Origin of the sequence: Cerasicoccus maritimus, assembly GCA_031296935.1 — a bacterium.
In the GTDB taxonomy this organism is placed as follows: Bacteria; Verrucomicrobiota; Verrucomicrobiia; order Opitutales; family Cerasicoccaceae; genus Cerasicoccus; species Cerasicoccus maritimus.
In genome coordinates, this window is record JAVDPD010000009.1 from 18,280 (window position 1) to 38,678 (window position 20,399).

General features: G+C 57.5%; 23 protein-coding genes. 18 read left to right on the forward strand and 5 right to left on the reverse strand.

The features are described from left to right. Position 1 precedes the first annotated feature (1 nt). Positions 2-1,186, reverse strand: a complete 1,185-nt coding sequence (purT, locus tag RBB62_RS07745; protein WP_309398168.1) for a formate-dependent phosphoribosylglycinamide formyltransferase — start codon at positions 1,184-1,186, stop codon at positions 2-4. Between the two features lie 640 nt (positions 1,187-1,826). Then, entirely contained in the window at positions 1,827-2,030 is a 204-nt protein-coding gene (locus RBB62_RS07755) for a transposase (RefSeq protein ID WP_309398169.1), read from the reverse strand. A 575-nt stretch (positions 2,031-2,605) separates the two neighbouring features. Here RBB62_RS07755 and RBB62_RS07760 point away from each other — a divergent pair. From RBB62_RS07760 to RBB62_RS07835, 16 genes are all read left to right on the forward strand, one after another. Beyond that, positions 2,606-3,574 (forward strand): hypothetical protein, encoded by a 969-nt coding sequence (locus tag RBB62_RS07760; RefSeq protein ID WP_309398170.1) that lies wholly within the window; start codon positions 2,606-2,608, stop codon positions 3,572-3,574. A 180-nt stretch (positions 3,575-3,754) separates the two neighbouring features. After that, entirely contained in the window at positions 3,755-4,489 is a 735-nt protein-coding gene (locus tag RBB62_RS07765) for a PEP-CTERM sorting domain-containing protein (protein WP_309398171.1), read from the forward strand. Between the two features lie 208 nt (positions 4,490-4,697). Further along, positions 4,698-5,366: a phosphate propanoyltransferase gene (pduL, locus tag RBB62_RS07770; RefSeq protein ID WP_309398172.1), complete on the forward strand. Its 669-nt coding sequence runs from the start codon at positions 4,698-4,700 to the stop codon at positions 5,364-5,366. Positions 5,367-5,476: 110 nt separating this feature from the next. After that, a complete protein-coding gene (locus RBB62_RS07775) occupies positions 5,477-5,746 on the forward strand; it encodes a BMC domain-containing protein (protein WP_309398173.1) in 270 nt (89 codons plus the stop codon). Positions 5,747-5,775: 29 nt separating this feature from the next. Next, complete coding sequence (locus tag RBB62_RS07780) at positions 5,776-6,054, forward strand: BMC domain-containing protein (RefSeq protein ID WP_269542168.1); 279 nt, start codon at positions 5,776-5,778, stop codon at positions 6,052-6,054. Between the two features lie 117 nt (positions 6,055-6,171). Then, a complete protein-coding gene (locus tag RBB62_RS07785) occupies positions 6,172-7,356 on the forward strand; it encodes an acetate/propionate family kinase (protein WP_309398174.1) in 1,185 nt (394 codons plus the stop codon). Between the two features lie 62 nt (positions 7,357-7,418). After that, the gene (locus RBB62_RS07790) at positions 7,419-7,718 is read left to right on the forward strand and encodes a BMC domain-containing protein (protein WP_309398175.1); all 300 of its coding nucleotides are present in this window, start codon (positions 7,419-7,421) and stop codon (positions 7,716-7,718) included. A 108-nt stretch (positions 7,719-7,826) separates the two neighbouring features. After that, positions 7,827-8,135 carry a EutN/CcmL family microcompartment protein gene (locus RBB62_RS07795; RefSeq protein ID WP_309398176.1) on the forward strand — a complete coding sequence of 103 codons (309 nt, stop codon included), beginning with the start codon at positions 7,827-7,829 and terminating at the stop codon, positions 8,133-8,135. A gap of 77 nt (positions 8,136-8,212) precedes the next feature. Then, positions 8,213-9,682 (forward strand): aldehyde dehydrogenase family protein, encoded by a 1,470-nt coding sequence (locus RBB62_RS07800; protein WP_425499887.1) that lies wholly within the window; start codon positions 8,213-8,215, stop codon positions 9,680-9,682. Between the two features lie 82 nt (positions 9,683-9,764). Beyond that, positions 9,765-10,022: a EutN/CcmL family microcompartment protein gene (locus RBB62_RS07805; protein WP_309398178.1), complete on the forward strand. Its 258-nt coding sequence runs from the start codon at positions 9,765-9,767 to the stop codon at positions 10,020-10,022. 42 nt (positions 10,023-10,064) lie between these two features. Next, entirely contained in the window at positions 10,065-10,370 is a 306-nt protein-coding gene (locus RBB62_RS07810; RefSeq protein ID WP_309398179.1) for a EutN/CcmL family microcompartment protein, read from the forward strand. Positions 10,371-10,390: 20 nt separating this feature from the next. Beyond that, positions 10,391-11,461 (forward strand): class II aldolase/adducin family protein, encoded by a 1,071-nt coding sequence (locus RBB62_RS07815; protein ID WP_309398180.1) that lies wholly within the window; start codon positions 10,391-10,393, stop codon positions 11,459-11,461. Positions 11,462-11,511: 50 nt separating this feature from the next. Next, positions 11,512-12,453 carry a lactate/malate family dehydrogenase gene (locus RBB62_RS07820; RefSeq protein ID WP_309398181.1) on the forward strand — a complete coding sequence of 314 codons (942 nt, stop codon included), beginning with the start codon at positions 11,512-11,514 and terminating at the stop codon, positions 12,451-12,453. Between the two features lie 306 nt (positions 12,454-12,759). Next, on the forward strand, positions 12,760-13,545 hold the full coding sequence (locus RBB62_RS07825) for a tRNA threonylcarbamoyladenosine dehydratase (RefSeq protein WP_309398182.1): 786 nt from the start codon (positions 12,760-12,762) through the stop codon (positions 13,543-13,545). A 222-nt stretch (positions 13,546-13,767) separates the two neighbouring features. After that, positions 13,768-14,295 (forward strand): hypothetical protein, encoded by a 528-nt coding sequence (locus RBB62_RS07830; RefSeq protein ID WP_309398183.1) that lies wholly within the window; start codon positions 13,768-13,770, stop codon positions 14,293-14,295. A gap of 207 nt (positions 14,296-14,502) precedes the next feature. Beyond that, entirely contained in the window at positions 14,503-15,090 is a 588-nt protein-coding gene (locus RBB62_RS07835; RefSeq protein ID WP_309398184.1) for a hypothetical protein, read from the forward strand. Here the strand turns inward: RBB62_RS07835 and RBB62_RS07840 are convergent. After that, positions 15,087-15,917, reverse strand: a complete 831-nt coding sequence (locus tag RBB62_RS07840) for a TatD family hydrolase (RefSeq protein ID WP_309398185.1) — start codon at positions 15,915-15,917, stop codon at positions 15,087-15,089. The genes RBB62_RS07835 and RBB62_RS07840 overlap by 4 nt on opposite strands. After that, entirely contained in the window at positions 15,914-16,387 is a 474-nt protein-coding gene (locus RBB62_RS07845) for a VanZ family protein (protein ID WP_309398186.1), read from the reverse strand. Before RBB62_RS07845 ends, RBB62_RS07840 begins: the two co-directional genes overlap by 4 nt. Positions 16,388-16,456: 69 nt before the next feature. On the opposite strand from RBB62_RS07845, the gene RBB62_RS07850 reads away from it, so the two are divergent. Both RBB62_RS07850 and RBB62_RS07855 read left to right on the forward strand, forming a co-directional pair. Beyond that, positions 16,457-18,139: a hypothetical protein gene (locus RBB62_RS07850; RefSeq protein ID WP_309398187.1), complete on the forward strand. Its 1,683-nt coding sequence runs from the start codon at positions 16,457-16,459 to the stop codon at positions 18,137-18,139. Between the two features lie 95 nt (positions 18,140-18,234). After that, complete coding sequence (locus RBB62_RS07855) at positions 18,235-18,972, forward strand: esterase/lipase family protein (RefSeq protein WP_309398188.1); 738 nt, start codon at positions 18,235-18,237, stop codon at positions 18,970-18,972. Positions 18,973-18,976: 4 nt separating this feature from the next. On the opposite strand, the gene RBB62_RS07860 is transcribed toward RBB62_RS07855, so the two are convergent. Further along, positions 18,977-20,353: a M20/M25/M40 family metallo-hydrolase gene (locus RBB62_RS07860; protein WP_309398189.1), complete on the reverse strand. Its 1,377-nt coding sequence runs from the start codon at positions 20,351-20,353 to the stop codon at positions 18,977-18,979. Positions 20,354-20,399 lie beyond the last annotated feature (46 nt).

A 20,399-nucleotide genomic window follows, 5' to 3' on the forward strand; every position in this document is an offset into this window, starting at 1 on the left:
GTTAAATCTCGACATGCACGGTGGCAGCCGATGTGCGGGCTTTGGCGCGGGCGGCTTCGATGCTTTCATCGCGGGCGAGGGCGACGCCCATGCGGCGCTTGCCGTTTACCCCGGGCTTGCCGAAGAGGCGTAGCTGGGTGTCGGGCTCGCGTAAGGCCGCGGCGACGTTGCCGAATTTCACGTCTTCGCTCTGGCCTTCCACCAGAATCACAGCCGAGGCGCTGGGGCCGAATTGACGAATCGACGGAATCGGCATTCCAAGGATGGCGCGCGCGTGGAGCGCGAATTGAGAAAGGTCCTGCGAGATCATGGTGACCATCCCCGTGTCGTGGGGGCGGGGGGAGACTTCGCTGAAAAAGACCGTGTCGCCTTTGACGAAGAGCTCGACGCCGAAGATCCCGAAGCCGCCGAGTGCATCGGTGACGGCCCGGGCGCAGTGCTTGGCGTTTGCCAGCGCGGCTGCGCTCATCGGCTGAGGTTGCCAGGATTCGCGGTAGTCACCATCCTCTTGAATGTGGCCGATCGGCTCGCAGAACGCAACACCGTCGACATGGCGCACGGTGAGCAGGGTGATCTCGTAGTCGAAATCGACAAAGCCTTCGACGATGACTTTGCCCTTGCCGGCGCGGCCGCCTTCCTGCGCGTAGCGCCAGGCGGGCTCGATGTCGGCCTCGGTCCGAAGCACGCTCTGGCCTTTGCCGGAGGAGCTCATGATCGGCTTCACCACGCAGGGGAGCTCGATCGCCTCGATGGCGGTCTGATAGTCCTCGAAATTCTCGGCAAAGCGGTAAGGCGACGTCGCGAGCCCGAGCTCTTCCGCGGCGAGTCGGCGAATGCCCTCACGGTTCATGGTCAGGCAGGTCGCGCGGGCGGTCGGAATGACCTGGGTCTTTCCTTCGGCTTCCAATTCGGCCAAGGTAGCCGTCGCGATGGCTTCGACTTCCGGCACCACGAAATCCGGTTTTTCCGTTTCAATGATCGTGCGCAGGGCCGCGCCGTCCAGCATCGAGCAAACATGTGCGCGGTCTGCGACCTGCATGGTTGGCGCGTTGTCGTAGGCGTCGACGGCCACGACTTCCACGCCGTAGCGCTTGAGCTCGAGGACGACTTCCTTGCCCAACTCTCCAGAGCCGCAGAGCAGCACCTTGGTGGCATTCGATGTAAACGGGGTTCCGATCATGGTCATGGCAACAGTCAAACTACGGCGGTCGTCGATTCAACCCTAAGTGTGCGCCCTCACACAGGAAGAAGCATTGCTTTTTTCAGCATCCGGCTATGGGCTGAGTGTGTCGAAGCATGGACCGATAGATTTGCCCATTGGGCAAATGCGAACTCCCACGTAGAAGCGGCTTCCAGCCGCTTGGGTTCGAGATTGGATCGGTATTGGGCTGGTCTGTCCTGAGCTGGTCGAAGGGAAGGTGCTTCTCGCGAAGTGGCGCCTACCGTTTGGGCTCCCGACGTAATTATACTGAAGATGCGGGTGGCGCGCTTGTCTCAGCTCATGTAGCGGAACAATTCGGCGATGGGGATGCCTCCCGTCCATACTGATCTTGATCTGGTGCGCCTTGAGCACACCAGTGAAGGCCTCTCCAGTGAACTGGCTGCCCTGATCGGTATTGAAGATCTCCGGGGAGCCTTCGGCCTACAAAGCCTCTTCAAAGCACCCCAAGTAGTTGGCACTGTTTCTGGATACTCGTGGCTACGCTCCTATCGACCAAGCTCGTCCTCTGGGATAATGATACCGAGCTTGTCACAGCTGTCTTTTAAAAAATCCACCTCCACTTGGAGCTGGCCGATTTGCTTGTATAAGGGTCCTCTTTGAGCTTTTACTTGAAGCTCTCTTCGTGCTTGTCCTTTGAGTGCTCATACACGCTGCTCGCGTTACTTAGCAGCGCCTTCTTCCACTCAGTCACCTGAGTCGGGTGGATCTGATAGCGCTTCGAGATCTCATGCAAAGGCTCCTGCTCACGCTGCGCCTCAAGCGCTACCTTACTCTTAAACTCAGAGGTGAATTTACGTCTCTTCTTCATGGGTTGCTAGAATTTAACTGGTGATAGCAACCTGTCCAACATTACAGGGCCAGCTCATTTCAAGTAAGGCGCATGCGAGCGGGCGAGTCGCAGTAGGCTGCTAGCAATTACATTGAGCGAAGCTCCGTAATTAGGGCATGACTCGCTGCAACGCGCAGGTGTGGAATGAGCTTTTCGACATCGTACTGCTACCCAATCGGGATTTCCTATCGTCAGTTCTGAGGGTGCATGCGTTTGCTCGTAGTCGAAATGGTATCCATACTATAGGTCTTGTGTGCATGTTTTTTTTGAAAATGTGTCTCAATATCTCTTGACGCGGGAAAAGTCTTCCCTTTCCTTGGATATTAATGAGACAAGATCGCAAAAACGCGGGGCCGCTTGGCCCTATATGGTTGCCGGGGTATTTTGTCGTTGATCCGAATCGGCTGCCACCGGGGGCAAGGGCTTCCCATCTGCCAATGTCTCCGACTGTGCATATGTCACGGGTTCGGCAGCTTGCTTCGCCTGCTCGCAAGGGACGCTGCCTGATGAATGAGGCACCTATAGAAAAGGCTTCTAGGCCAACTAAATCACCAATGCGATCTAGATCGACTGTTCTGGCTAAGCCACAGCAGTCTGTTTGGCGGCGCAGTCGCAAGGACAAGCGAAGGAGTCGAACGCTGCTTTACAGCGGAGGTTTTATTGCTGTTTTGATGCTGGTCGGCGTATCGGCTTGGTTTCTGAGGACGCTGTCTGGAGACTCCGGGCATGCCAAGCTCGCTGATGTGGATCAGCCTGCCGCCTCTAGCATAGACCCGCTTGAATTTGAGGTTGAGGCACCGCTACCGGACACTGTCAGGCCTCAGACGGTAGCTGAGGTGAGGGAGCTTGATATCATTTTACAGAGATATGCGGCCGCCCACGGCGGTGAAAAAGCGATGAATGCGGTACACAGCTTTCGTCTGCGTGGTGAGATTAGGTCGGAGGAAGGAAGTGTTCAATTTGATCAAATGAAACGTGTGCCGAATATGGCACGAACAACCATCGAGGTTGATGGCCGCTCGGTGACCGACATCTATGATGGAAAGACTGCCTGGAGGCGGATTGAAGGCGTTGACGAGGCCTACTTGCTTAAGGGTGCTATGGCAAGCGATGTGGCGGAGGCTGCGCCGATTTATAATGCGCTGTGGCGGGAACGTGCCAACCCGGAAGCATATCAAGTGATGGCCGATGCAGAGCTGGATGGCGAGCGTTGCCTCCGCGTTCAGGTTCAGCCAAATGGAAGTGCGCCGGAGGTTTACTGGCTGAATTCGGAGACGGGCTTAGAGCGACAGATCGTCACGGAGTCAGAAAGCGGAGTGACGGTTACTAGGTTTCGCGAATATTTTGCCAGCGGAAATATTCAGATTCCTGGAGTCACGCACATTACTTACCCGGATGGTCGCGAAGCGGAAATTATCATTGAGGAAGCTCAGTTGAATCCAGGTGTCCTGAGCTTCTTCTTCCAAGCGCCGAGAGATCTGAAGGTCTGGCCGCAAACGGCCGTGAGTGACTTTGACCGATGAATAGGCGATGGATTCAACGGCTTGATAGTCTTTTTGATCCAAATGCCTGCCAGCATCATGCAGCTCGCAATTGCCTAGACTGACTAGCGTCTAAGCAAATTTCTAACATTTAACTGTACTGGGCCAATATGAGAATGGGTCCAATTTTCACTAAATAGGAACCGAAAAACAACTAAATCGATGAAAACAAACCAAATGAAAAGAAAACTGGCTGGCTGCCTCATGCTTGCCAGTATGCTCACAACGGGAGCGCAGGCTCTACTCGTCAATACCGGATTAGTCGGTATTACTGAGTATAACGGCTGGACTGGTATGAGCAGCGCTGCTGCATGGGGGACTGGTGACGCACCCGTCAATGCCTATGATACCTATTACCTGCATTCGGATGACGCCGGCAGCGGTGATGCGGTGTTTTACCGGGTGTCTGGCTCTCACTTCCCTGCCGGCTCAGGCATGTATTCGTTCATGGGGACTTCCGAATTCTCTATAGAGGATTATTCGCCAGTAGCGGATATTGAGACGGTTATCTTCACTATGAAATCCTCGTTGTACGATGGGGAATGGGCGTCTGTTGCTCCGACTTTGAGTTATAATGGCGGCACCGTCGATCTTGGGGCAGCCGATTTTGTGAGTTCCCAGACCATCACTACTGAATATGTTGCCGCCATTGGCTCGGATGTAGATTATTCGGTTCAGAGCTATCAGTGGGATCTAAGTGGTCTCAGTGGCATAACGGACTACACTGTTACCTTCACAGCACTCACCCATGTTAGCTTGGTGTCCATGCAGCTAGAGTCGGGCGATACATTTTCGGTCTCGCCAGCAGTTGTTCCGGAGCCTTCCACCTATGCGCTTGGAATTGGTGTTGTGGTGATCGGCTGTGCGATGCTGCGTCGTCGCAAGCAAAAGGCATAATTTTCATTTAAACCGCTACGGTACATCTACGATAGCCTATGAGCGAGGCCTGCGTCGTTTTTTCGGCGCAGGCCTCATTTGCTGTAAGGGCAGCGTTATGATCGTTGAAAACGCGATATGCAGAAACTTTTCGCTTGACCATTTGGAAGATTTTGGAAGATATTGGTCACACTTTTCCAAAACCTCCAATTTTCAAACCCCGACTTTAGTGAGCGCCAATCCCGCTATTTCCCGTTCCCAGATCGAAAAACTGGTCCGCGAGAGCGTCTATAAGCAGCTCGGTATGTCCAAGCCGACGGCTGGCCCGAACCCGCTCGTGGTCAACGTGAGCGCCCGGCACTGCCACCTGACGCCTGAGGCCGTGGAGATTCTTTTCGGCAAGGGCCACGAGCTGAAGCCCATGAAGTGGCTCTACCAGGAAGGCCAATACGCCGCGGAAGAATCCGTGACCATGGTCGGTCCGCGCAGCCGCGTTATTTCGAACCTCCGCATCCTCGGCCCGTGTCGCGACTTGAACCAAGTCGAGCTCGCATACACGGATTCGATTGCGATGGGCTACAAAATTCCCGTTCGCCAATCCGGCGACATCAAGGGCACGCCCGGCTGCATGCTGATGGGCCCCGCCGGCTTCCTCGAGCTGGACGAAGGCGTGATCCGCGCCGCGCCCCACGTGCACATGCACTCCGACGACGCTGCCTATTACGGCGTCAAGCAGGGTGACTACATGAAGATGCGCGTGGGCGGCGAGCTCGGCGTTACTTTCGACCGAATCTTCGTCCGTGTGAAGGACGAGTTTAAGCTCGAAGTTCACATCGACACCGACGAAGGCAACGCCTGCGGCCTCACGCCCGACAGCCACGTCGAACTGATTAAATAGTGAGTAACGTGAGTAATGTTGGAAATGTGCATAATGCGAAAACCAAGGCTACTTTACTCACCCCACAAACCTTACACACCCTACACACCTTACAAACCCATAAATAAATCATGAGCGAATCACTCGGAATGGTAGAAACCCGCGGTTACGTGGGCAGCGTCGAAGCCAGCGACGCGATGGTTAAGGCCGCGAACGTCGAGCTCGTGCGCCAGGTATCCATCGGCGGCGGCTTCTTAACGGTCCTCTGCAAGGGCGACGTCGGTAGCGTAAAGGCAGCCGTCGAAGCTGGCGCTGAAGCCGCAGACAAAGTTGGCGAGCTCGTCTCCTCCAACGTCATGGCCCGCCCGCACAGCGACCTGCTCAAGCAGTTCACTATCTAAATTTTTAACTCCTTAAGAAAGACATCAAAATGGCTAAGCAAGCTGTAGGCATGATCGAAACCAAGGGCTTCATTACTCTTCTCGAAGCCTGTGACGCCGCCCTCAAGTCGGCGGATGTAACCATGAGCGGCTGGGACAAGATCGGTTCCGGCATCGTAACCGCATTTTTCGTAGGCGACGTCGCTGCCGTTAAGGCTGCCGTTGACGCTGGCGCTGAAGCCGCATCGCAAGTTGGCGACGTGCTCGGTGTGCAGGTCATCCCGCGTCCACACGAAGACCTCGCCAAGCTCGGCAACTGGATGGGCTAAATTTAATGATGAATGATGAATTCAGAATTATGAAAAGCCAGCCAGTGTGAGTCGCTAAACCGATTCCTGCTCCAACACCTTTCATAATTCATACTTCATAATTCAAAATTTCCACTCATGAAAATCCTCGTCGCTAACCTCGGCTCCACGTCGTTCAAATACCGCCTCTATCAATTAGAGGACGGCGCTGAACGCTTGCTGGCCAAGGGCGGTTATGAGCGTGTCGAAGACTTTGCGCCAGTGATCGAAGATTGCCTGGCGACGCTCGAAAAGGACGGTCACTTGACCGGCGAAGGCGATCTCGACGCTGTCGGTTTCAAGACCGTGCTTGGCAAGGATCTCAGCGGTTGTGTGGAAGCGGACGACAAGGTGCTCGCTGCGCTGGAAGGCTTCAAGGAAGTCGCTCCCGCGCACAACCCGGCTTACGCCAACGGCATTCGCATGTTTGCGCAGGTGATGCCGTCCGTTACCCGGGTGGCGCTCTTCGAAACCGCGTTTTATCAGTGGGTCCCGAAGCCGTCGTCGATTTACTCTGTGCCGCAAAGTTGGCATGATGCCGGGGTCCGCCGTTATGGCTTCCACGGCGCCAGCCATAAGTTCATTGCCGAGCGCTCCGCGCAACTCATCGGCCGTGAAGACGTGGCCGCCAAGGTGCAAGCTCTTTACCAAAAGGGCGACACCGCCATCGACGGCAAACCGCTGCGCGTGATCTCCTGCCACCTCGGCGGCAGCAGCTCCGTGACGGGCATCAAGAACGGCGTGGCGATCGGGGCATCGATGGGCTTCTCTCCGCAGAGCGGCCTACCGCAAAACAACCGCGTCGGCGATCTCGATTCCATGGCCGTGCCCTACATGATGAAGACGCAGGGCCTGAGCGTTGAGGAGTGCGAACGTCAGCTCACCAAGGAAGGTGGCCTGCTCGGCATTTCCGGAGTCAGCAACGATTTGCGCGACGTGCTAGAAGCAGCCGAAGGCGGCAACGATCGCGCGCAACTCGCCATCGACCACCTCGTCGACAGCATTCGCCACTGGGCCGGCTCCTTCGTCTTTAAGATGGGCGGCTTTGATGCGATTTGTTTCACCGGCGGCATTGGCGAAAACAACGCGGCTCTCCGCGCCGCAGTCTGCGCCGGCCTCGAAGAATTCGGACTCACCCTCGACCCCGCGGCCAACGCTGCCACCCGCGACGAAGGCGACATCAGTGCGGCAAGCTCCCGCATCAAAGCCTACGTCATCCCGGCCAACGAAGAGTTGGTCATCGCGCGCGAAGTTTCCCGCTTCCTCGCAGCCCAACCCGTTTAATTTACTCACTCACTTAACTTTCGAACATACGAACTTTTCGAACCTTCAAACCAAATAATACAATGGCATCTCAAGCAATCGGACTCCTCGAAACCAAGGGACTCATCTCGCTCGTGCAAGGCGTCGACGCCATGCTCAAGGCCGCTAACGTCGAACTCGTTGGCCCGATGAAGAGCGTAGGCAGCGCACTCGTTAGCGCTACGATCGTAGGCGACGTCGCCGCCGTAAAGGCAGCTCTCGACGCTGGCGCCGAATCCGCCGCATCCTTCGGCGAAGTCGTCAGCGCCCACGTCATCGCCCGCCCGGCCGACGAAATCTCCAAGGTCCTGCCGACCGCTCCAGCCAAGGCAGCTAAGAAGTAAAAAGATTAAAGGAAAAAGATTAAAGACCAACGCGACGCAGCAACGCCTAACTCCAGTTCGTCCTTAATCCCTTTTTCCTTTTTCCTTTAAACTTTTTCCTCACCAACCATGTTTCTCGCGAAAGTCATCGGCCACGTAGTGGCGACCAAGAAGGACGACAAAATGAAGGGGCGTAAGCTGCTTCTGCTGCGTCCGCAATTGGTCGACCCGGAAGATCCGACCAAGTTCAAGGACGGCTCAAATACCGTGGTCGCTGTGGATGGCATGGGCGCGGGCAAAGGCGAGATGGTGCTTTTCGTGCAGGGCAGTTCCGCCCGCGCGACGGAAGGCATGAAACCGCTGCCGGTTGACTGCGCAGTCGTGGGCATTGTCGACACCGTCGATGTGCTCGGCACGCAAACCTACAAGGCCAAATAAACTCTGCGTAAGAAAGTAACTTTGCATTACAAACCTTACGCACCTACCCACCTTACAAACTTTTAAAGACAATGAGTTTGCAAATCGATGAAGCGGTCCTCAAAGGCGTAGTCGCCGACGTTCTCCGCAAACTTCAGGAACAGGCTTCAGGCAGCCCCGTGGCCGACAGCAAAAAGGAAGACTGCGGTTGCTCCTGCGACGGCGCTTGCTCGCGCGGCGAGTTGGGCGTTTTCCAAAATGCGACCGACGCCGCTGCTGCCGCCAAGGAAGCGCAGAAGAAGCTGCGTAAGCTCGGCATTGAAGGCCGCGACAAGGTCGTGAAGATCGTTAAGGCAACTTGCGCCGAGAAGGCAGTGGAGTGGGGCGAGCTGGAATTTGCCGAAACCAAGATCGGCCGCCTGGAGCACAAGATTGCCAAGCTACAGGGTATCCCGAATTTGCCGGGTGTCGAGTGGTTGGCGCCGCGTGGCATGAGCGGCGACCACGGCATCACGATGGAAGAAAATACGCCCTTCGGCGTCATTGGCGCCATCACGCCGGTTACCCACTCCATCCCGACGCTTTCCTGCAACATCGTCAGCATGGTGGCTGCGGGCAACACCGTTGTCTTCAACGCGCATCCCGGTGGCGCCAAGTGCGCGGTGGCTGCGGTGCGCGAATACAACAAGCGCTTCAAGGCAGAGCTCGGCATCGAGAACATCGCGACGATCATCGAAAAGCCTTCGCTCGACAGCTTTAACGAACTTTGCGCAACGCCTGACGTGAACCTGCTTTGCGTGACCGGTGGTCCTGGCGTGGTCAACGCCGCGATGAAAAGCGGCAAGCGCGCGATCTGCGCCGGCCCGGGTAACCCGCCTGTCGTCGTTGATGACTCGGCTGACCTCGATAAGGCTGCTGGCGACATCATCATGGGCGCCGCCTTCGACAACAACCTGCTCTGCATCGGCGAAAAGCAAATCTTCGTCGTCGACAAGGTTTACGATCAATTTATTGCCGCCCTGAAAAAGGCTGGCGCGTTCCAACTCAACGCAGCGCAACTCGACCGTTTGACGAAGGTTGCCTTCACGTTCAAGGGCGACGGCGGTGGCTGCTCGCACCCGGTGGTGAACCGCGACCTCGTGGGCGCTGACGCAACCAAGCTGGCAGAAATCGCTGGCACGTCCGCTCCGGCTGACACGCAAATGCTCTTTGCTGAAACCGACGAAGGTCATCTTTTCGTGATCGAAGAGCAGATGATGCCGATGGTGCCCGTTATCCGCGCCCGTGATATCGACCACGCCATCGAAATGGCCGTCAAGTCCGAGCACGGCTACAAGCACTCGGGCATGATCCACACGCTGAACGTTGTCAACATGGGCAAGATGGCCCGCGCCCTCGACACCACCTTGTTCGTGAAGAACGGCGCTTGCGTAGCAGGTCTCGGCATGGGCGGCGAAGGCTACTCCAGCTTCTCCATCGCCACGACGACCGGCGAAGGCATCACGACGCCCGACACCTTCACGCGCCGCCGTCGCTGCGTCCTCGTTGACAACCTGCAGATGTATTAAAGAGCAGTTAACCAGTTTCCGGTTCTCCAATAACCAGTTGTTAAGCCACTTTAATTTCTAATCTTTTTCCTTTAATCTTCAAATGATCCGCGCCCGAGTAGAAGGCAATGTAGTCAGCACCATGTGTCACGAGACCATGCGCGGCTGGCGTTTGCTGATCTGCCAGCCGATCGACGAAGAGGACAGGGATCTAGGCCAGCCCGTCATGGCGATCGACCCGCAAGGCGCCGGGGTTGGCTCAACGATCGTCATCACCACCGACGGCAAGGGCGTGCGCGAATTCCTCGGCATCGATAAGACGCCGATTCGCAACATGATCCTCGCCATCGAAGACGAATAACCACTTACACACTTCTTCACCTACACACCTACGAACTTCCTCATGCGCTTCGGCAAAGTCATTGGCAAAGTCACCCTGAGTGACAGTGATCCTTCCTACAAAGGCGGGCGCTTTTTGCTGGTGAGCCCAATGGACAAGGCGCGCATCAGTGGTGAGGATTTACCGCCGGTTTCCGGTCTGCCCGATGTCGTTGTTTACGACAACGTCGGCGGCGGACTCGGCGACACGATAGGCTTCGTCGAAGGCGGCGAAGCTTCCGCAACTTTTGATCAACCCACTCCGGTCGACGCGTTTAACTGCGCGCTGATCGATGAAATTTCCTACCAGGGCAAGACCCACTCGCTTTAATAAACTCCCTTAAAATCGTCATGAAAAAAGTATTCACCGGAAAAGACGTCGAAGAGCTGCTGGCCAGCGGCAAGGGCCTCTGCGCCATCCCCGACAAGGCCGTGCTGACTCCCTCCGCCAAGGACGCAATCCGCGCCGCGAAGAAGAGCGGCAAGGGCGCTGCCAGCGCCGCGCCGAGCAAGCCCGCCAAGGGCTTGAACCCGATCGTTCCGGACTTCGAATTTAAGTGGAAGCCCGGAACCGACCCCGTCGGCTACGAAGCGATCAACGCTTACTTTAACTCGCCCGAGCTGACCGTGATCAAGGAGCGTATGTGCGACATGGGTCGCCGCATCTGGGCGAAGAATTACTGCGACGGCAACGGCGGTAACATCACCGTCCGCGTGGGCGACAACCTCGTGCTCTGCACGCCAACTTTGATCTCCAAGGGCTTCATCGAAGTGGACGAGATTTGCATGGTCGACCTCGATGGCAACCAGGTCGCCGGCACCCGCAAGCGTACGTCGGAAGTCAACACGCACCTCGCGATCATGAAGGCTACGCCCGACGCGAAGAGCTGCGTGCACGCTCACCCGATCCACGCCACGGCGTTTGCCATCGCCGGCGTCGCGCCTCCCACCTGCCTCATCCCTGAGCCGGAAGTGTTCCTCGGCGAAATCGCTTTGGCGAAATACGAGACTCCCGGCACGCCGGAGAACGCCAAGGCAGTTGGTGCGCTCGCGCCGGAACACCAGTCCATCATCATGCAGAACCACGGTGTCATCACCTGGGGTAAGGACGTCGAAGACGCCTACTGGAAGATGGAAAACACCGAGGCTTACTGTAACACCATTTACGTTGCATCGCAGCTCGGCCACGGGCTGAACACCTACGGCGGCAACAAGCTGAAGGAGCTCATCTCCATCCGCCGTTCGCTGGGTATGCCGGATCGCCGCGAGAACATGAAGGAGTGCGAGCTTTGCGACAACTCCGAGTTCCGCCCCGGCGTCGTGTGCGCCATGCCGCAAGCTTCGGCGAAACCAAGCAGCGGTGATGCGGAAGACCTCGTGCAGAAGGTCACCGACATGATCATGCAACAACTTAAAGGCTAAGGCGAGGGAGACGGTCTCCTTCGACGCTAGCCGCATCTATTGCCTCCCTAATGAAAGCCGCGATCATCGGTGGAGCCGGGTTACTCGGCAGCGCCGTGGTCGCGGCATTCTTAGAGCGCGATCTTTTTATCGAGCTCACTTTGCTCGACGCCCAAGGCCAGCTTGCCGAGGCCGAGGCGCAGGACTTTCGGGAATCATTCCTGGAAAAAGGCACTGTTATTCACTCTGCGGCGCAAATCGACTTTGCGTCGCAGAGTGATCTTATCGTTTTTGCCGGAGGCTTTGCATCGCAAAGCAAGGAGCCGCGCATCGATCTTGCGCGTCGCTACCTGCGACATTTTTGCTGGCAGCTAAGCCAGCTCAAAGAGGCGGGCGTGAAACAAGACGCCGTGATCCTCATTGCGGCCGAGCCGGCAGAGCTCTTAACCGCGATGGCGGTGAGCTATCTTGGACTGCCACCGGAGCGCGTGATTGGCATGGGCACGGTGGTGGATGCGCGGCGTTTGCGCGTTGGCCTGTCGCAGGCTTTGTCGGTTGGGTTGAGCCAGGTGTCGATCAACGCCATTGGCGTCCGCGGCGAAGGGATGGTTCCCCTGTGGTCGGGCGCGAAAGTCGCAGGTGAATCCATCAGCACGCTCAAGCCCTGGGAGCACAATTGGCAACACGAAGTCGAGCAGCGCGCGCGCAATGCCGACACCGCCATGATGATGGGCAAGGGTGGCGCCTACCGCGCGAACGCCGCCGCGGTGGCTGAAGTGGCGACGGCGATTGTCCGCGATACGCAGCAGATTTTGCCGGTGAGCGTGTGCCACGATTTCCGCACGCCGCGCTATGGCCTGCGCAAAACATGCCTCGCGTTGCCGACGGAGGTTGGCCGCCGCGGAGCAGGCGAAGTGGTTGACGTGAAACTTTGGCCCAAGGAAGAGGCCGCGCTGCGCCAAACCGCCCGCCGCGTGCAGCGGGATTTGCGCACTTTGGTTAGCGAGGCATAAGCTGGCGGTCGTCGCTGGTATTCAACGACGCTTTTTGGAGCAGCGAAAATCCACCAGTGTTTTTCGTTAAAATCCACCAGTGTTTACTGCCGCAACCCTCTGGTGTTTGGTGTCGGAAAACACTGGTTGGTTGTGTCGCAAAACACCAGTGAGTTGTGTCGCAAAACACTGGTGTTTTGCATCAGAAAACACTGGTGGGTTTTGTCAGTTTGCCCCAGTGGATTTTATTAAAAAACACCAGTGGTTTTTGTCTGGAAACACCTAAGGCTTGCGCTGGGGGCCGTTTGCTTAAGAGAACAGGCATCGATGAGTGATTACTATACCCGCTTTGGCGGCATTGGCCGGCTTTACGGCGCCGCAAATTTGGAGAAGCTGCGCACGCTGCATGCCTGTGTCGTGGGCGTGGGCGGCGTGGGCTCGTGGACCGTGGAAGCGCTGGCGCGCACCGGCATCGGGCAAATCACGCTCATCGACTTGGACGATGTTTGCCTGAGCAACGTTAACCGCCAACTGCCCGCGATGGACGGCGAGGTCGGCAAGCTGAAGATCGACGTGCTGGCTGACCGCGCGCGCCGCATCAATCCGGAGTGTCAGGTGAATTGCGAGGCGACGTTTTTCACCGACGGTACTTGCGACAAATTGCTGGGCAAAGGCTATGATGTGGTCGTGGATGCGATTGACGCCGTGGCGAACAAGTGCCGCTTGATCGCGGAGTGCCGTCAGCGCGGGATTCCGCTGGTGACAGTGGGCGGCGCAGGCGGGCGCAAAGATCCGTCGGCCGTGAAGATTGCAGATTTATCGCGCACGATTGGCGATCCGCTCCTGGCCAAAGTGCGCAAGCAGCTACGGCGCGACCACGGCTTCCCGCGCGAGCGGCGCTGGAAGTTTAAGGTGCCGTGCGTTTACTCGGATGAACTGCCGGTGTTCCCCTGGGGCGATGGCACGGTCTGCGCGACGAAGGAGGAAGGTGCCTCACTGCGCCTCAATTGCGATCAAGGCTTTGGCACCGCAAGTTTTGTGACCGGGGTGATTGGCTTCATGGCCGCCGGGGTGGCGATCGACCTCGCCCTCGGCATCGCGAAGGATTATTAGTGATCACGCCTTTGATTTTGTAAACGAAATCATATGGAATTCTCGCAAAAACAACTTCTGTAAAGGGTTGTAAAGCTAGGGGCGTTTTGCTCTACAATTTTTTGGTGGTGTTACATTCAGGTGAAGGCTGAAACTCTACCCGTATGGGCGAGAAGCGCCCTCGCGGCGTTGTTTTGGCGCAAAAGTGCTTATTATAGAGTCATATTTTAACACGCGTAACTTATGGCATTTTCCCAAACACATTCTCCCTTCGCCTTTGAACGCGAGCGCGGCTCGATCAGCAGGGCGGCTCCGGTCATCCAGGAGGCGGTTCGCATTGAGCGCCGTAAGCACAAAACTCGAAAGATCGCCTTTACGGTCAGTGGTGTGTTGCTCGCGCTTGGTGCCTCGGTATTCATTTTTGGGAAGCGGACCAATACGAGTGCATTGGTGACGCCGATCGCCCCAGTCATTGCACCGGAGCAACACGTTCAAATTAAGGCTGAGTCGGAAACGAACCTTCTAGGGACACTGGCAACTGTCTCGGATTTGAGAACTTTTGCACAAGTTGCGACCGTTAACAGTGTGCGCCTAAGTGGTAGCAGCACGAAAGCGACCATCAACGGTAAGCTCTTTCGGATGGGTGAAGTCGTGGCACCGTCACTGGGTTTGAAGTTGGTGGGGTATGATTCCGCGGGGAAGTATTTGGTGTTCCGAGATGCTGCTGGCCGCCAAGTAGTTTTGCCAATTAGTCAACGGCAGGCGAGCTGAGGTATGGCCGCTTTTTGAGTGAAGTAGCTGATTTTGAGGGCTGCTCAGTATCCTTCGATTGCCTATATTGGCTCCAATCGTTGGTGGGGTGTATCTTTTATTTTCTGGGCAGGTATTTGCTTATTTGTGGCTTGGGTGGGATATGGGACTTGTCAAGTTAAGTCCCTTAATATTTTATCTAATTCTGACTATTATTCGATTTATCGAATGGCGATCATCCAACCACAGTCTTCCAAGGTCCAACGCGAGATGCTTCAACGCGGCTCGAAGGGGATGGTGTACGAAGGCCAAGGCTCAATCAGTCGTGCTGCTCCTTCGGTTCAGTATGCTCTGCGCCAGCAGCAAAGTGAGGAGAAGAAACGGGCCTTTCTTAAAACGCTTTGCATTATCGCTGGCTCTATTGTGGTCGCGGGAGTTGCGATTTATGTCCTAAGTAAAACTGCTGAAGAGAGCTGGGATGCGGTTACAAGCGCTGGCGCTTCTGAAGCTGGCAGCAGCCAGCCCGCTTTGATGGCCTTGGAGGCCGCGCAAGCTGCTGATCCGCGTAGGACCGACATCGAGTTTGCCGACACGGCGCAGGAGTTTCTCGACCGCGCCACTGTTAATGGTGTCCGGTTCGGTGGGAAGCAAACTCGGGCCATCATCAATGGAAGTATTTACCATGTTGGCGACACTGTGGCTGAGGATATTGGCTTGGTTTTTGTGGGGCATGATCCCGACGGCGAATACCTGCTTTTTCAGGATTCCGACAAGCAAACGGTATTCCTCAAAGTGAAAAACAATGAAGCGGGCTAAGCTTCGCCAAAGAAGCGCCTAAAATTCTCCGCGACTTGTTCGCGGATTTTTTGTGCGGGCAAGTTGAGCAGCTCCGCGGCCGCTCGGTAACTGGCGGCGATGTTGGCCGGGTGGTGGCGTGGCTCGCCCTCGGGGGCGTGGGCAAAGGCGACGTTGCCAGCGAGCGTGAAGTCTTGCCAGTCCTCCGGCGGGAGCATGTCCGGACAGTCTGTTTCGAGGAGCAGGCGGTCGGGCGGCGTGGCCAGTAGAGAGGCACGGTGCTTGGTTTTGCGTTCGTGCATGACGTAGGCCGAAAAGCTGAAATACGCGCCGAGCTGGGCAAAGGTAGGAACCATTTCCGGTGAGCCGCCGTAGCCATGCAGGTGAAAGCCACGCGCGGGTAAGGCTGCTGTTTGCAGCGTGTCGAGGAGCGGGCCCCAAGCTTGCAGGCAGTGGATTGAAACGGCGCTGTTGTCACGGGCGGCTATTTTGAGTTGAGCGCGGAAGGCCTCCTGTTGGCGGGGCAAATCGTGGTCGACAATCCACCGGTCGAGGCCGACTTCGCCCACAGCGGCGTGAGGAAACCGCGTTAAAAAATCTTCCAGCTGCTGTAGCCAGTCAGCAGGCGCGTCGTTGACTCGCCAAGGGTGCAGGCCAAAGGCGGGGATGACGCGCGGGTCGCGCTTGGCCAGCTCGGCGACGGCCGGCCAGTCTCCTGGGTGCGTGCCGTTGACGACTACACGGCCCAGCGGAAATTCGCTCAACGCGGCTTCGATGGCTGGCCAGTCTGCCAGCAATCGCGCATCATGCCAGTGGCAATGGGCATCGTATAGCGGTGGCTGGCTCATGACTCCAGCTTGGGCTTGCGGCGCGGAATCGCAAATTCCAAAAAGCGGCGATAGGCGGGCCAGGCGCGGTAAACATACACGGCGAGCACGGCACCAAAGCAGTCCGCTATCCAGTCGGCAAAGTCCATGAAGCGGCCGGGGGTCTGGCTTTGGTGCAGCTCGTCGAGGAGGCCGAACAGCGCCGTGGCGCCGATGGCCAAAATCGTGCGCAAGGCGCTGGGCCAATTGGGCGACGCTACGCGGTAAAGCGATGTGGCCAGCAAGCCAAAGACGAGAATGTGGATGACTTTATCGTAGGAGAAAAAGGTGAAGGGCAGGGGCGCGGGATTGCCGCCGGAGGCAATGCTAATTGCGGCCATGAGCCCGAGCGGTTGCCACCAGCAGAGGCGCTGTTTCCAGAGATTGAGGCGGCGTTCCTGGGCAGGTGTGGCTGGCATGACGTTGCGTTGAGTAACGGCGCTGCGGGGCATGGCGTCGAGTCACAAATGGCGACAGGTTTCCATTGCTTGAGTTGGCGCAAGGGCTTACGTTTCCGAGTCATGTATAAAGGCTTGGGCATTCTGCTGATCTTGCTGGCCGCCGTGTTTGGCGTCGGGGGATGGCTGCTGCCGACCTACCTCGATGCCGTCGCGCCCGTGGTGCTCCATGTGGTGGGGGCGGAGGGCAAGTCTGCCGCTAACTCCGCGGATCACCTGCTGGTTGAGGGGCAGCTTGGCCCGGCCTGGCGCATCAATGAAGCGCTCCAGCAACTGTCGGGGCCGGATGCGGAAGACGTCACGACCGAGAGTCTGCTGAATGACCAGATCGCGGCTTTCATTGCGGAGCATCCTGAAGATCGTTTCATTGGCAGTGACGAAGTTTACGGTCAGCAAGTGCTGGCGATGTCGCCGAAGCAACCAGAGTTGAATGCCGATTCCGGGCCTATGCCGTTTCAACGACTGCTCACGCAAAAGGTTAATCGCGAGGTCTTGCTCGCGCTTTTGGAGGAGTCGCGGAATCAAAACGTGTTACAGATTTTGGAAACGCGTGGCATGCACGGGGTGCGTCATTTCATGCCGGTGGCTTCGGCGGCCGGCGCGCCGCTGGACTCCGCGATTTTAACGACGGCCTTGCTGGTGCAGTCGGGCTTTATTGGACCAGAGTTCGCACGCGAAGTCGCCACGATGGCACAGCTTTCGATGAGTGGCGAAGGGGCGGCCGTGGCGCGGATGGAGGCGTTTTACATGTCGGTGCTCGGTGCGGCGCAGCGACTGGATTGGGCATCCCTTGGCGCGTGGACCCGTTTGGCGCGAGATCCGGTTAGCTTCATGCGCGCAACGACTCTGCTCCGGCAAAGTGGAGAGCGCGAGGCATTGGTGTTTGGCGTGGTGATGCTTAGCGAACGACCGGATTGGCTGGCGGATTATTACGAGGAATTTGGTGACGCGGCCTGGCCCGATCTGGAGCGCGCATTTCCTTGGGGCGGCGAGTCCTTGAGCTATTTGCTCGAATATCAACTGCCGCTCTATCACGGGCCGGTGCTTTGGTCCGACCAGGACGACATCCCCGAGCAAGGCGCGCTGCAAACGCTGCTCTTGTTTTGTGCGGACTGTAGGACGCTGGCGATCGTGGTGAAGATCGGTCTGTTGTTGATGGCGGGCATGCTGATTGCCGCGGGCGGCAAGCTGCTGCTATTGAGCCGCGCGCAGGCTGGCTCGGGCGCGCCCGGCATGGCTTGGATGCAGAATGCGGTCGTGGGCGTGATTTTATTGCTCATTGTGGTCGGCGTGCAGGAGCCGCAGTTGTTTGCCCAGCCGGTGACAGAACCCGGCGCCCTGTTTTTAGAATTTGAATTACCCGCCGCAGTCAGCACAGTAGAAGGAGAATCCATGCCCAACGCCACCATCGATCAACAAACCGTCCTGGTCCTGCTCATCTTTTTTATGGTGCAGCTGGTGATTTACATCGTGTGCTTGATGAAGCTCTCGACGCTCAAGCGCGCGCCCGTGCCAGCCGAGACCCGCATCACGCTGCTGGAGAACGAGGAGCCGCTGTTTGACCTCGGGCTTTACGTGGGGCTGTCGGGCACGGTGATTTCGCTGCTCATGCTCGCCATGGGCATCGTGCAGGCGAGCCTCGTAGCCGCGTATGCCTCGACGTTGTTTGGCATCATCTTTGTGGCTCTGTTGAAGATCCTCCACGTGCGCCCGCTCAAGCGTAAGCTGATCCTCGAGGCGCGCTAACCCAGCCAACCTCCGGTTGGATCGGTCGTTTTGGCCATTGGGCAAAAGTGAGGTAGGGAGTGGACAGGCCAGAGTTGCGTGTTAATGGTAGTCGTATGCGTTTGTGGCTCGCAGTTTTGTTTTTGCCGTTTACTTTGCTCGCTGAGCAGAAGACCGTTGTGGTGATTCATGGCTTGGCGGCGAGCGCGGGTGTAATGGGCCACGTGGAAAACACCCTTGAGGCCGATGGCTACCGGGTGGTCAATATCGACTACCCGTCGATGAGCAAGACGCTTTATTTGCTGGCCAAAGACATTCGCGCCAAGATTGTTGAAGAGACTCAAGGCGTTGATCAAATCGACTTCGTGACGCATTCGATGGGTGGCATCATCTTAAGGCAAATTCAGCTGGATGACCCGCTGCCGAACATCGGGCGCGTCGTGATGATTGCTCCGCCCAACCACGGTAGTGAAGCGCTGGATATCGTGGCTTCCTCGGCATGGGCGAAGATGATTTTTGGTCCGGCGGGCAGTCAGCTTGCCGCGACGAATTCCAAGCGTTGGGATGCCATGGGGCCCGCGTCTTTTGAGGTCGGCATCATTGCGGGCACGCTGGGGATTGACCCCGTGGTGTCTTCGATGATCGAAGGCCCGGACGATGGCGTGATCTCGGTTGAGAGCACGAAGCTCGACGGTATGAGCGACTTTGTAACGGTCCACGAAACGCACCCCATGCTCGTCTTTAATGGCGAGGTCATGGACCAGATGGTCGCCTTTCTCAACACCGGAACATTCCTGCCGCCGCAGCCGTCAGAGAAAAGCCAGTGGGCCGGCAACTGGACCCACCGGCGCTAAGAGTTTATTGCTTGGCCAAGCCTTCAAAGAGGCGCTCGTAGAGGGCGGCGCCGCGCTCGATGATCTTGCAGTGCATCGACTCGTCGGGCGCGTGGAGGTTGTCCTCCTTGGTGAAAAGGCCGAGCATGAGTGAGTCGAGGCCGAGCGTTTCCTTGATGTCGCCAATGATCGGCACGCTGCCGCCTTCGCGCAGGTAAACCGGCGCTTGGCCCCAGATCTCGGGGATCGCGGTTTCGGCGATGTCGAACGCGCGGCTCTTGGTGGAATCGTCCTTGGCCGTGCCGCCTTTGCCGGGCGGGATGACTTGGTAAGCCGGGCCGCCGGAGTGGATGTCGAGCTCCACCTTCACGCCTTTGGGCGCGCGTTCCATGATGGTTTCGGCGAGGCGCTTTTGCACGGTCTCGGCGTCCTGGTTGGCGACGAGACGGCACGTAATTTTGGCGAACGCCTTGGACGGGATGACGGTCTTTTCGCCTTCGCCTTGGTAGCCGCCGCCGATGCCATTGAACTCCAGCGTGGGTGCAAAGCGTGTGGCTTCAAAGCAGTTCAAGTCAGGCGGGCAATGAAAGTCATCCACACCGAGGAATTTGCGGTAGTCCTCTTTGGAGGTGGGGAGCTTGGCGAGCTCGTCGCGCTCCCAATCCTGCGGCATGACAACGTCGTCGTAAAAGCCCGGGACGTTGACCGTGCCGTCGGGATTGTGCAGTGACGCGCAAATCTCCATCAGCGCCTGAAGCGGGTTCAAAATACAGCCGCCGTGGATGCCGGAGTGCAGGTCCTGCTTCGGGCCGGTGACGTTGATTTGCAGCGGGGCGAGGCCGCGCAGTGCGAGCGTGATCGCCATGGTGTCCGGGCTCGGGCAACCGGTGTCGGACAGGATGACGAGATCGGCCTGGCTGAGGCGCTTTTTGTAATTTTCCAGGAAGCCGGCGAAGCTTGGGCTGCCGATTTCTTCTTCGCCTTCGATCATCCAGGTAATACGGAGCGGCAGATCGGGGTTGCGCTCGAGGACACGGGATAGTGCGGCCATTTGGACAGCGATGGGCCCCTTGTTGTCAGCGGCGCCGCGGCCGTAAATACGGTCGCCGCGCACCTCGGTTTCGAACGGCGGCGTGGTCCACAGTTCAAACGGGTCGGCGGGCTGAACGTCGTAATGGCCATACACGAGGATATGCGGCCAGTCGTCGTGGTCGGCACCACGCTCGGCGAGGATGATCGGGTGCAGCGGCGTCTCGACCGTCTCCACGGTGAAGCCCATTTCGGCCAGCTTGGCGCAGACGCTTTCGCGCGCGCCAGTCATGCCTTCGTTGTATTGCGGATCGGTGGATACGCTGGGGTGGCTGACGAATTCGGAAATCAATTGAAGCGGGTCAAATGCCATGACTGAAATCTATACTGGATGTAGGAGGTTTGAAAACTATGAATCT